This window comes from Micromonospora sp. CNZ309 (genome assembly GCF_002846525.1).
The window spans coordinates 5,999,561-6,013,129 of sequence record NZ_PJNG01000001.1; the positions used below are offsets into that span (position 1 = coordinate 5,999,561).

13 protein-coding genes and 1 tRNA gene are annotated in these 13,569 nt (G+C 68.3%); 5 read left to right on the forward strand and 9 right to left on the reverse strand.

Annotated elements, in window-relative coordinates; genetic code table 11:
- Positions 1-121 precede the first annotated feature (121 nt).
- Positions 122-589, forward strand: a complete 468-nt coding sequence (locus CLT72_RS25835; RefSeq protein ID WP_101413978.1) for a DUF5956 family protein — start codon at positions 122-124, stop codon at positions 587-589.
- A gap of 332 nt (positions 590-921) precedes the next feature.
- Here CLT72_RS25835 and CLT72_RS25840 read toward each other — a convergent pair whose 3' ends face one another.
- The 3 genes from CLT72_RS25840 to CLT72_RS32420 all read right to left on the reverse strand — a co-directional run bounded on the left by CLT72_RS25840 (position 922) and on the right by CLT72_RS32420 (position 3,055).
- Positions 922-2,007: a hypothetical protein gene (locus CLT72_RS25840; protein WP_101413979.1), complete on the reverse strand. Its 1,086-nt coding sequence runs from the start codon at positions 2,005-2,007 to the stop codon at positions 922-924.
- Positions 2,000-2,338, reverse strand: coding sequence for a PadR family transcriptional regulator (locus CLT72_RS25845; RefSeq protein ID WP_101415391.1), 339 nt, complete (start codon positions 2,336-2,338; stop codon positions 2,000-2,002). The genes CLT72_RS25840 and CLT72_RS25845 overlap by 8 nt, the downstream gene beginning before the upstream one ends.
- 156 nt (positions 2,339-2,494) lie before the next feature.
- Positions 2,495-3,055 (reverse strand): hypothetical protein, encoded by a 561-nt coding sequence (locus CLT72_RS32420; protein ID WP_199184645.1) that lies wholly within the window; start codon positions 3,053-3,055, stop codon positions 2,495-2,497.
- Positions 3,056-3,598: 543 nt separating this feature from the next.
- Between CLT72_RS32420 and CLT72_RS25860 the strand changes: the two genes are divergently transcribed.
- Positions 3,599-4,789 (forward strand): IS110 family RNA-guided transposase, encoded by a 1,191-nt coding sequence (locus CLT72_RS25860; RefSeq protein WP_101413980.1) that lies wholly within the window; start codon positions 3,599-3,601, stop codon positions 4,787-4,789.
- 195 nt (positions 4,790-4,984) lie between these two features.
- Positions 4,985-5,057 (forward strand) — tRNA-Arg (locus tag CLT72_RS25865).
- Between the two features lie 281 nt (positions 5,058-5,338).
- On the opposite strand, the gene CLT72_RS25870 is transcribed toward CLT72_RS25865, so the two are convergent.
- Genes CLT72_RS25870 through CLT72_RS25890 form a run of 5 tightly spaced genes read right to left on the reverse strand, consistent with a single transcriptional unit; the run spans position 5,339 to position 10,021 of the window.
- Positions 5,339-5,908: a thiamine pyrophosphate-dependent enzyme gene (locus CLT72_RS25870; RefSeq protein ID WP_144082330.1), complete on the reverse strand. Its 570-nt coding sequence runs from the start codon at positions 5,906-5,908 to the stop codon at positions 5,339-5,341.
- Positions 5,905-6,408, reverse strand: a complete 504-nt coding sequence (locus tag CLT72_RS25875; protein ID WP_101413982.1) for a thiamine pyrophosphate-binding protein — start codon at positions 6,406-6,408, stop codon at positions 5,905-5,907. The genes CLT72_RS25870 and CLT72_RS25875 overlap by 4 nt, the downstream gene beginning before the upstream one ends.
- Positions 6,409-6,417: 9 nt before the next feature.
- Positions 6,418-7,566, reverse strand: coding sequence for an amidinotransferase domain-containing protein (locus CLT72_RS25880; protein ID WP_101413983.1), 1,149 nt, complete (start codon positions 7,564-7,566; stop codon positions 6,418-6,420).
- A gap of 37 nt (positions 7,567-7,603) precedes the next feature.
- Positions 7,604-8,941 carry a DUF6002 family protein gene (locus CLT72_RS25885; RefSeq protein WP_486484331.1) on the reverse strand — a complete coding sequence of 446 codons (1,338 nt, stop codon included), beginning with the start codon at positions 8,939-8,941 and terminating at the stop codon, positions 7,604-7,606.
- Positions 8,942-8,983: 42 nt separating this feature from the next.
- Positions 8,984-10,021: a methyltransferase gene (locus CLT72_RS25890; RefSeq protein ID WP_101413985.1), complete on the reverse strand. Its 1,038-nt coding sequence runs from the start codon at positions 10,019-10,021 to the stop codon at positions 8,984-8,986.
- A 427-nt stretch (positions 10,022-10,448) separates the two neighbouring features.
- Here CLT72_RS25890 and CLT72_RS25895 point away from each other — a divergent pair, with 427 nt between their 5' ends.
- On the forward strand, positions 10,449-11,609 hold the full coding sequence (locus CLT72_RS25895) for an amidinotransferase domain-containing protein (RefSeq protein WP_101413986.1): 1,161 nt from the start codon (positions 10,449-10,451) through the stop codon (positions 11,607-11,609).
- 8 nt (positions 11,610-11,617) lie between these two features.
- On the opposite strand, the gene dpgD is transcribed toward CLT72_RS25895, so the two are convergent.
- Positions 11,618-12,415, reverse strand: a complete 798-nt coding sequence (gene dpgD, locus CLT72_RS25900) for an enoyl-CoA-hydratase DpgD (RefSeq protein WP_199184646.1) — start codon at positions 12,413-12,415, stop codon at positions 11,618-11,620.
- A gap of 44 nt (positions 12,416-12,459) precedes the next feature.
- Here dpgD and dpgA point away from each other — a divergent pair, with 44 nt between their 5' ends.
- A complete protein-coding gene (dpgA, locus tag CLT72_RS25905; protein ID WP_101413988.1) occupies positions 12,460-13,536 on the forward strand; it encodes a 3,5-dihydroxyphenylacetyl-CoA synthase DpgA in 1,077 nt (358 codons plus the stop codon).
- Positions 13,537-13,569 lie beyond the last annotated feature (33 nt).

The window sequence follows — 13,569 nt, forward strand, 5'->3', positions numbered from 1 at the left end:
CTGAGCCGCCAGGACGTGACCACTGAGGTTCTCACCGTCGTACGGAGCAGCCGTCGCCGTTGCGAACCTGGCGAATCGGATGCCGACCGTCGCGGCGCAGGCGCCGCCGTAAGCTGCGAAAATGGACGCCGGGTATGCCTGGGGCATCGACCAGCCGCCTGATCCCGCTGCGGCCAGGGCCGCCGACACGGACACGGATGGCCTGACGCCGGAGCAGTTGCCGGAGGTACGCGAACTGACCGCGCGAGGCTGGCAGTTGGCCCCGGACGCTCCGATGCTGGTTTCCTCCCCGCGGTGTGGCCTCCGCAGCTGCGTACCTGGGTGCCGGACCGGGCAACCCGCTACGCGGTCACGCTGGGAGTCCCGCAACGAGGTCGAGAACGGCAACGATGCCCTACTGGCCGACGCGGGCATCACCGGCCGGCCTCGGGGCCGGCTGTGGCTGCTGAAGCCGCCGCCCGGGTTCACTTCGGTCGATGACTTCCTCGCCGAACTCGGTCGGCGTGCTGATGCCGCCGGCATCGGTGGGGCATGCAGCCCGGAGTACGTACGGTTCACCCGGGACGTGCTGCGGGACGTGACTCCCTGAGGATCCGTGGGCACGGCGGTAGCTGCGGTTCTGCCGGTTGACCGGCAGAACCACCGCGGTCCTGGTTAGACCTAGGACACCGGGCGTGACCAAGACTGCCGCCAGCCCCGCCTACCGGCAAGTCCTCGCCCTCCTCTACGCCACCATCGACGGGATGCGCGCCAGTGCATCTGCCACGGCTGCGGCGCCGGCATCACCGCCGAGGACGCCGAAGGGCTACGCGCCAAGCTGAACCGACTCGGTACGCGCCAAGCTCAACCGACTCGGTCGCCCGCCAGATCTTGGCCGAACCCGAACCGGGGTTTGGACGGTTGGGCAGCAGGAAGTTCGGCTCAGCTTTCGGTTCCTTCAGCGGTCGACGTTGCTGGGCTTACGGGTCGAGGCTGGTCGATTCGGGCTGCCGCAGCGATCACGCTGAGGATGCCGGTCAGCGTGAGCGCGATGACGGTGGCCGCCAGTGGGCTGCTGATCTGATTGGCCAGCGGATACATGTAGTCGGCGGCGAACGGCACGCTGGCGTTGCCCGGGTCCGGGAGCATGCTCAGCACGTTGTCCAGGGTGTTCACCGCGCAGGCGAGGAGGGTCGGTAGGCCGAGCAGCAGGATCAGCCACCGTGCCTGCCGTGGGGTTCGGGCGACCCGGTGAGCCATCCAAGTCATCGCCTGCCACACCAGGATCAGCCCGATCATGAACCCGGTGATCGCGCCGGCCAGCACGCCGCTGGGCTCGACTGGGTAGGCGCCGACCGTGACACCGGTCTGGTTGTCGTATCCGGACACGCGCAACAGCACCCCGTCTCGGGAGGCCCAGAAGACTCCGTGCGCGCTGTTCACGTCGGCCTGACTGTCGGCACCACCCTGGCTCAGGGCGCCGGTGCGCCAGCCCGCGCTCGTCAGGTGCTGGTGGGCATCGGCCAGGACGGTCGGTGTGTCGGTGACCTGCTCGTAGACTCGGCTCTGGCCCATCGGCGCTGGTCGCCCGCCGTCCCAGCCCTCCATCGCGAAATCCTGGAACTCGCCGTACGTGCGGTAGGCGTAGGCCATGTCGAGGAGGTTGCCGCCCGGGAGTTCGTAGGCGGACGAGGCCGGGCGGCCGACCAGCTCGTCGCTGAAGGTGGCGAGGTCGGGTTCTTCGGGGTTGGCGAGCGCCCAGACGGCGAGGGCGCCGGCTGCGCTGAGCACTACGGCCGCCCAGATTGCTACGAGGCCGGTCGCGAGCCGGCCGATCCAGGTGGGCGGCACGAACCGGTACCGCAGACCGTTCACCAACAGGTGGGCCGCCTCGTCGCGCGATGGCCGGACCTGCCCCGGCTCGGCCGCGTCGAGCAGGGTGGTGAGGATTTCAGGTCCGCGTTCGCGTCGGTAGAAGCCGGGGTACGCCCAGAGCAGACGGCGGTAGGAGCGCTCCAGGTCAGGCATGCTGAACTCCCCCTGTGAAGCCGAACGCCTCGCGCAGCCGGGAGGTGGCCACCTGGGCGTTCGACTGGAGCCGCGCCACTGCGGCTTCGAGCGCCGCTCGGCCGTCGTCGGACAGCACGTAGTAGCGGCGCAGCCGGCCACCCACGGCCTCTTCCCGGTCGACGACGACCAGGCCCTCCGTGCTGAGTCGGTCCAGCGCCGCGTACAGCGTCCCGGCCTTGAGCTTGACTCGCCCGTCCGACAGTTGCTCGACGGCCTGGATGATCCCGTAGCCGTGCAGCGGGGTGGCGCGCACCAGCGCGGTCAGGATGAAGAACGTCGGTTCCTGCATCGCCATGGTCAGCCCTATAGACCATCTTTATATACAGCTCACCTGCATATAGACGACTGCCGGCGTGTCGGCCCCTTGCGGCGACACGTGCGGCTTCGGCAGATGGCTGGTGCGATAAGGCAGAGAGGGTGGCGCAACCGGGTTGGGCGTTGGGTCTCACTCGCGGGTCAGCCCCGGTGGCAGCGCGTCTTCGTCGAGTCGGACCCGGCGGGCGTTGGCCAGGGGGTCACGTTCGAGGGTGTGGATCAGTTGTTCCGGGCCGCCGAGGCAGGTCCAGGTGTCGTCCCAGAGGGCAGAGACCAGCCATGACCGGTCGGCCGGGAAGAACAGGTCGGGTAGCGCGCCGTGCGGGTGGCGGATGTGCCCACCGGTGCGCCAGGTGAGGGCTTGCTCGGGGCCGGCCTCGACCAGCACGTACGGCCAGTTCCAGTAGAGGAACACCCTCGGAGCGTGCGGGAAGACGACGTCGTGGGCACCGGTGTCGAGGTATGCCAGCCACCACGGCTGGTCGGGGGTGTACGCGCCGAGGTCTTCGACCAGGGCGTGCTCGTAGGCAGCGGCGGTGACTTCGTCGGTCTGGTACGTGGTGGCGTAGGCGTCGAAGACCGGCGGGATGGCGGTGGTGATCGAAACGCCGGCAGTCGTGTGACCAGCGATCCAACCCACGTCGGCGGCGGCCCCGATGCGCCAGTCCCGCCCGTCCTTGCTGATCTGCACACCGCTATTCAAGCCGCTGCAACGACGGCTGGCGTGGGAATCAGCCTGGTCGCGGGAACGGCGGCCGGTGGACCGGCGGCCATGGGCAGCCATGCTGTACGCCTGCCCCGCGCTCGATGGAGCGCTGATGCTCGCAGGTCTCGCACATCCTGTCCGGGATGCCGTCCGGTGACGGCGGCAGGCTCGGTGTTGCCGTGCTCGCGGGCTCGGGAGTTGGTATGGCTGTGTGTGTTCCGCCGCGATCATGGCTGAGCCTCGAGGTGCCACCCGTTCCCGCCCCGCGGGTGGGGTTGGTTGAACGGGCGGGGCCCCGGTGGCCGTAGTCCCTGATGCCCGGAGGCGGTGGGTATGGCTGCGTGTGTTTCGCCGCGATCGGTTGGCTGACGGTAGGAGATGCCACCCGCCGCTTCGTCGTCTGCGAGATTCGGTAGACCGCTGATGGAGATCCGCGACCCGTGTTCGCATCGCTAGAAGGTGCCGGCAAACCCGAACCCGTAGACGAGGGTCATCCGAGAAGACTCATCAACGAAGGAGAGCGAGACGGTGGCGAGGCTGTGGATCGGCGTGGACATCGGCAAGACCCACCACCACGTGGCCGCCGTCGATGGTGACGGTCGGCTGGTCTACTCCCGCCGGGTAGCCAACGACGAGACCGCCCTGCTCACCGTCATGGCCGAGGTGTCGACGCACGGCCGTCCGGTCTGCTGGGCGGTCGACGTCACCACCGGCCTGTCCGCCCTGCTGCTGACCCTGCTGTGGCGCAGGCAGGTCCAAGTCCGCTACGTCTCCGGCACCGTCGCGTTCCACATGGCTGCTGCGTTCGCCGGAGAGAACAAGACCGACGCCCGCGACGCGGTCGTCATCGCCCAGACCATCCGCATGCGCCCCGACATCCCGATCCTGGAACCCTCCGACCGGCTCCTCGCCGAACTCACCGTCCTGACCAGCTACCGCGCCGACCTCGTCGGGCAGCGTGTCGCCACCCTGTTCCGGTTACAGGAACTACTCACCGGCATCAGCCCCGCGTTGGAGCGGGCTGTGGACCTGAACCGGAAGGCCCCGATGATGGTCCTCGCCTGCTGGCAGACCCCGGCCGCGATCCGGCACGCCGGCGTCGACCGCATCACCGCCCTGCTCCGCCGCGGCCACGTCAAGAACGCCGTCCAGGTCGCCGAGGCGATGGTCGCCGCCGCCCGGCAGCAGACCGTCAACCTGCCCGGCCAACGCGCCGCCGCCGTGGTCGTCGGGCAGATGGCCACCGAGATCCTCGCACTCGAACAACGCATCGCCGCCGTCAACGACCTCATCGCCGACCAACTCGACCAGCACCCCCTCGCGCCGATCATCGAAAGCATGCCCGGCATGGGCCCCCTGCTTACCGCCGAACTGCTCGTCCACACGGCCGCCATGACCGAGTACGACAGCCCGGCTAAGTTGGCCGCGCACGCAGGTTTGGCGCCTGTTTCCCGCGACTCCGGAACGGTCTCCGGCAACCATCGGCAGCCCCGCCGCTATCACCGGAGACTGCGGCACATTCTGTGGATGGCCGCCTTCACCGCCGCCCGAGAATGTCCTACCTCCCGCGCCTACTACGAGAAGAAACGCGCCGAAGGAAAGAACCACCGGCAAGCCATACTCGCCCTCGCCCGACGGCGCGTCGACGTCCTCTGGGCACTTGTCCGTGACCGCAAAACCTTCATCCGACCGGCACCAGCGGTCCGCGCCGCCTCCTGAACCAGCACGCTCCCCGCCGACGGAACCCCGGTCTCGCCGGCCACTTCGCCCTGCCCATCAAGATCAACCGGAGTCACATGGAGACTCGGGCTGTGCTCCTGGGCTGGGCGAACGGGGGTCCGGGTGACGCGGGTGAACGCAGGCGACTCCCTGCCACCCCAGGTGAACGCCCGGGTCGCTAGACTAGGCCCTCGCGCCCTCGTAGCTCAGGGGATAGAGCATCGGTTTCCTAAACCGTGTGTCGCAGGTTCGAATCCTGCCGGGGGCACCTCGAAGATCAGACAATAGGTCACCTGAGCAGCGTCCCGCCTCGTTCCGCACGTTGTCCGGCTGCGGTCTTCGTGGGCGCGCCCCAAGTGGGCTGCGCCCGCCCGCCCGACCCGGCCTGCTGGCGGCCTCCGGCCGGACGGGCCGGCTTCGATCCCGGCGTGGGTCTTGCCTGCGCCGTCAGTCGCAGCCCGGTCCGTGGATGGCCCGGACCGTCACGGACCATCCACGGAACGATTGCCGACGAGCGGCCTTGGGACTGGCCTCAGCGTCGGCCGGTGGTCACCCGCGCGCGGCGAGGTGTCCGCTGAACCGGAGCTGGTGCTGCGCGAGTTCGGCCTCGATTCTCGGCGGCGCGCCGGCCTCGTCCTGTTCGGTGAGTTCGCAGTGCACGAACGTGGGGGTCACGCACGTGCTCAGCTCGCTGTGCAGCAACTCCTTGAACTTGCTCAGGTCGTCGACGTGCCAGACGCCGGTGTATCCGGCGGCTTCGGCGAGTGCGGTGAAGTTGATGCGTCGCGACGGGACGCTCTGGCCTCCGGTGGACTCGTACCGGCCGTCGTCGAGGACGAGGTGGAAGAGTGGGAGGTGGGCGAGCGCGCCGGCGGTGATGAGGCAGCCGGGGTTCATGGTCAGTGCGCCGTCACCGTCGACGACGACCACGAGCTTGCCCGTCGACATGGCGATGCCGGTACCGATGGAGGCCGCCAGGCCCATGCTGCCGGTCATGTAGAAGTGGTTCGGCCGGTCGGCCACGTTCCTGGCGATGCGGCAGGAGTATCCGGTGGTGAAGATGATCGGATCGGCTGACGTCGCCTCGATGAGCGCGCGGATGGCGGCCGTCTTGTTCATGCCCGCCACCCGAACAGGGACGGGGGAACGAGCAGCGCCGCCGGTTGGCGGTGCTCGACGACGAGGGTGCTGGCCCAGTCGGTGCGTGCCGACAGGTTCTCCTCGTCGAGCTGGGCGGTCGGTATCCCCGCCTCGCGGAGCAGTGGTTCGGTCAGACGACCCATGACGATGTTCTCCGTGGTGAAGTCCGGGGGGACGCCGCGCAGGCTGACGATGAGGAGCATCGGGATCCGGTACGGCACGACGAGTGACGCGATGGCGTTCACCGACTGGCCGAGGCCGGAGTTCTGCATCAGGACGACGGGGCTCCTCCCCGTCATCGCGGCCCCGGCGGCGACACCGACCGCGTTGTCCTCACGCGAGACGGTGCACAGGTTCGCGGCGGCCTCGAGCCGGCTGTAGAGAGGCGCCAGGATGCCGCAGGGGGTGCCGAAGAACGGTGCGAACTTCCGCTCCAGCAGTGCGTCGGACAGGGCCGATGCGCAGTCGAGAACCGCCATGAGCCCCTCCTAGGTGAGGTAGTCCTCGGCGCCGCCGGTACGGACGGTGTCGAGGGTGAAGCAGTGGAAGCCGCCGCCGAACAGCCGGCGGTGCCGGTGCCGCGCCGGTACCACCGTGAACCGGTGGTCCTCCAGCGTGCGGATCAGGGTCTTGCAGGCGTCGTTGACCAGCACGGTGTTCTCGTCGATCGACAGCAGGTTGAGGTCGATGTACGGGCTGGCGGGGATCGGGTCGTCGTTGTCGTACTGCGGGTAGTCGCTGACGTCCGGCACCGGCGAGACGATCGTGTCCCACCTGCGCAGCCGTTCCGGCAGGAAGTCGAGCACCCGCTCGGACCTGATGAGCAGGGTGCCCGGCCGCAGCGGGATCACCACGCTGTCGATGTGGCTCTGGGTCAGCTTGTGCATGCGGTGGACGCGGAAGCGCCCCGCCAGGTGCCGTTCGAGCCAGTCGCAGGCCAGCGCGTGGTTGGCGTTGGAGATGTTGACGATGAGGTCGCGGCCGAGCCGCAGGCAGTTCGCGCCGTCGATCATGATCTCGGGACCGACGTCGTACGGCGACGGCTGCGGGTGCACCGGCACCTCGATGTTGGGTGCCGCGTTCGCGACGTTCTCCGGGTCGAACGAGGCGTCGGTCATCATCGGCCGGGGCATCGTCGTCCAGCGCGCGCCCTCCGCGAAGTACCGCATGAAGATCGGCTTGAGGAACTGCGTCTCGAAGTACCTCGCCCGCAGGGTCGGCGGCGTCTCGATGATCTCGTCGCCGAGGATCAGCGTGTTGTCCCGTACGTTCAGCGGGGGAGTGACCGGCGCCGACCAGGCGGGGGTCGCGACGTCCTTCGGCTGCGGGTCGAGCGGCATCGGCCGCAGGACCCGCACCCCCAGGGATTCGAGGATGGTCGAGATGCCCTCGACGTCCTCGATGAGCTCGCCGAGGAAGCGCTTCTTCGTCGCGAGCCGGTGCGGTTCGTTGCGGCTGGCGCGGGACGCGGCGTCGTACCAGTCGGTGATGCTCGGGTAGTACCCCTTGGCGCCGGTGAGGTTGTCGCTGACGAACATGTCGAACGACAGGTCGTGGATGCGTTCGAGGTAGTTCGCCGCGGAGCCGAGGACGACCTCCTTGAGCGGTGAGAAGTCGTCGTAGCTGTTCAGGCGCATCGGGAGGGTCCCTTCCTCATCAAGCGGCGGCGGGCGGTCACAGCGCGGTGGCTTCGAGTACCACGTTCCTGAGCGAGTCGTCGTCGGTGCCGACCTCGTGCATGTCGCGGAGGGTCACCTCGTCGAAGTCGCCGACGGAGTAGCAGCCGGAACCGTGCACGACGATGTCGTCCTCCGGCACCAGGTTCCGGTCGATGGCGTTCAGGATCCCGGTCACGGCCATGACCAGCGACCACTCGCGCAGGGCGGTCGGGTTCGCGGCGATCGGCACGCCGGCCGCGCCCAGCAGGGAGCGCACCTGGCCGAACCGCTCGAGGCACTCGGCGAGCGAGACGACCACTCCGCCGCCGCCCTGGTTGTGGATCAGCGAGTTCATCCGGGGCGAGGTCACCGGGGTCCTGGTGTAGAAGGTCGGGTCCAGCGTCTCCCGCGGGTCGAAGGTGACCGCCGGGAAGTGTGGGCTCTCCCGCTGGACGTAGTGGCCGGACTCCGCCTCGTAGGAGTAGGCGGGCAGGTGCGCGGTGTCGAATTCGCCGTCGTGGTAGAGGCTGATCACCATGTCCGGCGCGCCGAGGTGCTGCACGAGGAAGTACCGCGAGGGCAGGCCGGGCCCGTCGAACCGTTCCCGGCCGTACGCGTGCCCGAGCAGGCCGTACGCGCTGGACACGGCGTGCACGTGCAGCCGCGGCTCATCCGTGGCCGGCGGGAAGAACTCGGCCTCGGCCAGCGCCCGCACCACGTCGGCGGCCAGGTAGTTCTCCAACTGGAGGGTGTACCAGAGATTGGTCTTGGCGCTCTTCTCCAGCGCCTCCCCGTGCTTGTCGATCATGTTCCGCGCGATCGTCTTCACGGTTCCCGCCACCTCGCCGCGGTATACCGCGATGGGATTGCGGACGCGTAGGTGCGGGTCGGTGAGCAGTTCCGACGCGCGGATCTTGTGTACGGAGCCGGCCGGCACGACGACCGCGACGTTGAGCTGGTCGGGCGTGACCAGCCCGGCGGTGATGGCCCGCAGCACCGCGTCGCGCATGGCGACGGCCTTGTTGGCGGAGGACGGCGTGACGATCGTGACGCGCTCGCCGGTGCTCTGGATGTGCCGGACCGCGCGGGCGACGATGACCAGCGAGGCGAACGTCTTGGTCGTCATCGTCCCGGGATTGCGGGTCAGGTCCAGCAGCGAGAGGTCCTTGCCGCGGTACTGGCCCATCCGGGTGTGCCTCAGTTCGGAGGCCGAAAGGTACTCACGCACCGCGGGCGTCAGTTCGGGCAGGTCGACACCGGGCGTGAACTCGCTCGAACCTGAATTGCCCAGCAGCGTTCGCAGTGCCTCTTGAACCTGCGTGTAATAGTGTGCGAGGGCGTTCTCGAGAAGCATGTGGACAGCCTTCCGGTTCCGCGCTTGATTCGGTAGTCGATGCTATTTGGTGCCCATGCTGAGGCCGTGTTCGAAGGGAAGGCCGCGAACGGTCGTCACATTGTGGAAACCCACCTGACGCAACCAGCGCTCATAGTCCGCCGCCGGGTAGGCCATTCCCTGCCCGCTCGCGAGCACGTTGAAGTAGAGGCCGAGTCGCGCCGAGAAGATGCCGCTGGTCTCGTCGTCGGAGACGTTGTAGCCGTAGAGGAATACGCGTCCGCCGGCCGGCAGCACGTCGTACGCCTTCTTCAGCATCGCCAGGATCTGCTCGTCGGAGAAGATCTCCAGCACGTGGCTGAAGAGGACGGCGTCCGGGCCGAGGGGGAAGTCGTCGATGAACATGTTGCCGGGGAGCAGGTCGACCCGGTCGGCCAGCGAGGTCGTCTTGCCGTCGGCGAGTCTGGACACGCTGGGGATGTCGAAGATCGTCGACTTGAGCTGACCGTGGCGGGCGGCGAGGCGGATGGACGTCGTGCCGTCACCGCCGCCGACGTCGAGCAGGTGCCGCACCTCGGCGAACTCCGGCCGTTCGACCAGCGCGTCGACGGAGCGCAGCGTGAAGGCGCTCATCGCGCGGTGGAACACCGCCTCGAGTTCGGGATTGCGGGAAAGTCGCTGGTAGAGCGTGGGTTCGTCGCCGGGGTAGGCGTCGAGCGCGGTGTTGGTGCCCGCCCGCAGCGCCTTCGTCATCTGCGCGAAGGCGGGGTAGTAGACCTCCTTCCAGCCGACGATGATGTGCGCCCAGCTGTCCTCGTCGTCGGAGGCGAGGAGGTCCTGGGCGACCGCCGAGTTCGCATACCGGCCGTCGCGCCGGGTCAGCAGCCCGGTCGAACAGACCGCCTGGAGGAGGACTCGGAGCTGGTGCGGCGGCAGGTCCGTGAACTCACGGATCTGGTCGAACGTCGACTCCGGCCGGTCGGCGAGGAAGTGGAAGATCCTCAGCTCGACCGAGGTGGCCACCGCGTTGAACAACGCGGGGGCGTTCATCAAGAACTGGAAACGGTCGTAGACCGGATCGCCTTCGTGTACGGCGCGCATAAATCCCATCGCTCCTGTGTGGATTGGCGAGAATTCCGGGCAGGAATTGTTTCGGCACCATCTCGCGATTAATCGCCAGCGCGTATGGTCGCCGCGTTTGAACTCGGAATTTGTGTCGCAGAGACCCCCGTCCGTCTCTTTTGATCACCCACGACTCGATTGAGCAGGCTGAATGGGTGGACCGCGTTGGCGAGACTACCGGAAGGGCGAAAGGCGGGACGACCCAAATAGTGTGACGTGGATCACATGTACGCGAGGTGATTCTCTGTGATTAGGTGATTACGAACGCCTCAGGCGCCCGGATCAGCGAATGAAAGCGCTTGTGGGTCAGAGTCTCGCGCACCCCTTGACACCTCCCGGTGGGGCCGAACCATCGGCACTGCGGGTGTCCGGCGCAGACTAATCGGATGCAGCCCCGGGGGAGTGCATGCAGCTCAACAGCTTTGATGAGTGGTCGCCGCTCAAGGAAGTAATTGTCGGGTCGGCCGAGAACTACGTGTCGCACGAGCGCGAGCTGTCATTCGATCTCTTCTTCCACGACAACATCAGGGAGAACCGGTCGTTCCGCACCGAGTGGTACTACCCACGGCTGGCGGCGCGGGGCGCCGGCGGGTCGACGCCGGAGCCCGGCCGGGTGCCGATCAAGCAGCGCTACGTCGCTGAACTGTGCGAGGACCTCGACGGGATCGCGAAGACCCTCGAGTCCCTGTCGGTCACCGTCCACCGGCCACTCGACGTGGACGCGTCCACCGTGGAGGTGGCCACGCCGGCGTGGTCGGCCGCCGTCGTCCCCCCGCTCAACGTGCGGGACAACACCCTGATCCTCGGCGACGAGATCATCGAGACGCCACCGATGATCCGCTCCCGGTACTTCGAGACGCAGTTGCTCAAGCCGATCTTCGCCGAGTACTTCCGACGGGGTGCGCGGTGGACGGTCATGCCGCGGCCGATGATGACCGACGCGTCGTTCGACCTGTCCTACGTCCGGACCGGCACGGCGGGCGGGCCCACCGAGGCGATCGAGGATCCGCGTCCCTCGCCGTACGACGTGGGGTTCGAGATGATGTTCGACGGCGCCCAGTGCCTGCGCCTGGGCCGGGACGTCGTCGCCAACGTCTCGACGGCCAACCACGCGCTGGCGTGCGACTGGCTCGAACGGCACCTGGAGGGGCGCTTCCGCATCCACCGGGTGCACCAGCTCAGCGACAGCCACATCGACAGCATGGTGCTGGCGTTGCGGCCGGGCACCCTGCTGGTGCGCTCCGCCCAGGTGGTGGAGAAGCTCCCCGAGCCGCTGCGCAGGTGGGACCACATCGTCGCGCCCGAGCCGGAGGGCGACAACTTCCCCCGCTACGACGACGACGACCTGATCCTCACCAGCCCGTTCATCGACCTCAACGTGCTCTCGGTCGACCCGGGGACGGTCCTGGTCAACGAGGCGTGTCCGGAGCTGGTGCGCACGCTGGAACGCAACGGCTTCACCGTCGTACCGGTCCGCCACCGGCATCGCCGGCTCTTCGGCGGGGGCTTCCACTGCTTCACCCTGGACACCGTCCGCGAGGGCGGCGTGGAAGATTATCTCGGCTGATGGGCGGGTCAGCGGCCCCGCCACCGCGGTTCGCGCTTCTCGACGAACGCGAGCGGCCCCTCGACGGCATCCGAGCTGTGCATCCGCCGTTCCTCCCAGACGAACCGGGTCGAGAACGCGGTCTCCAGCGGCATGGTGACCGACTTCGTCGCCGCCTCCTTGATCGCCCGCACGGACAGCGGCGCGCACCGCAGGATGTCGGCCACCCAGCCGTCGACGCACGCGTCGAGCTCGTCGGCGGGCACCACCTCGTTGACGAGGCCCAGCTCGAAGGCGCGTCGGGCGGTCATCGGCCGGCCGGTCAGCAGGTGCCCCATCGCGCTGCGCCACGGCAGCTGCCTGGTCAACCGGAACACGCCGCCCGCGCCCGCCATGAGGCCGAGCCGCGCCTCGGGCAGCGCGAACGTCGCGTCGGCCGACGCGATCACGATGTCGCAGGCCAGCGCGAGCTCGAAGCCGCCGCCCATGGCGTACCCGCGCACCTTGGCGACGACCGGCTTGGTCAGGTCGAACCGCTCGGTCAGCCGGGGCCAACCGGGCTTGCCGCGACTGCCGAAGGTCGCCGTGCCCGCGCTGCCCGCCCGCACCCGTTCGGCCAGCTCCTTGAGGTCCTGGCCGACGGAGAAGGCTCTGGTTCCCGCGCCGGTGAGCACGGCCACCCACATGTCGTCGTCGGCCTCGAAATCGTCCCAGACCTGGGCGAGTTCCTGGTGCATGCGCAGGTCCATCGCATTGAGCACCTCGGGCCGGTCGAGGGTCACGACGGCGACATGGCCGCTCTTCTCGTAACGCACTCCATTGGACACGACGGCGAGTCTAGCCGGCTCGACTTCATGGGGAGGAATGGTCGATGAGGCTCGGGGTGAAGGAGCGGGTCGATTCCCCGCGCATTGTGGGGGTCGGCACCGCGGTGCCGACGACGTCGTACAGCCAGCGTGAACTGCTCGACGAATTCCATATCACCGACCCGCGGATCAGGTCGGTCTTCCTCAACAGCGCGATCGATCGCCGGGGCCTCACGCTGCCGCCACTCGGGCCCGACGGTTCGAGGTGTACGGAAAGCCAGGGCGAACTGCTGCGCAAACACGTAACCAACGGTCTGGCCATGGGCAGGGAAGCCGTCGAGGCCTGCCTCAAGGCCGCCGGCGCGACGCTGTCCGACGTGCGTTACCTGTGCTGCGTCTCGTCGACCGGATTCATCACGCCCGGGTTCTCCGCGCTGTTGATCAAAGAACTGGGCATCAGCGTGCACTGCTCGCGCCTCGACGTGGTGGGCATGGGGTGCAACGCGGGGCTGAACGGCCTGACCGCCGTCGCGGGCTGGGCCGGGGCACGCCCCGGCGAGCTGGCGCTCATGGTCTGCATCGAGGCGTGCTCGGCGGCGTACGTCTTCGACGGCACGATGCGCTCGTCGGTCGTCAACAGCCTGTTTGGCGACGGCGCCGCGGCGGTGGCGGTGTGCAGGCCGGACGGCGACGCCCCCACCGGCCCAGCGCTCCTGCGCTTCTCCAGCTGCATCATTCCCGACGCCGTCGACGCGATGCGTTACGACTGGGACGACGACCACGGCAAGTTCAGCTTCCATCTCGACCAGGACGTGCCGTACGTGGTCGGCGCGCACGCCGAGCTCGCGCTCGGAAAGCTGCTCGACGGGCTGGACCTGCGCCGCTCCGACATTTCGCACTGGATCATCCACTCCGGTGGCAAGAAGGTGATCGACTCCGTGCGCGCGAATCTCGGGCTGTCCCGACACGACGTGCGACACACGACAGGTGTCCTCCGGGAGCACGGAAATCTGTCGAGCGGGTCCTTTCTCTTCTCCTACGAGCGTTTGCTCGCCGAGCGGAACGCGGCGCCCGGCGAATTCGGCGTCCTCATGACGATGGGGCCCGGATCAACTATCGAAATGGCCCTGGTGGCCTGGTGACGGAAGGGGAGGCCGCCACGATGAGCAGGCACC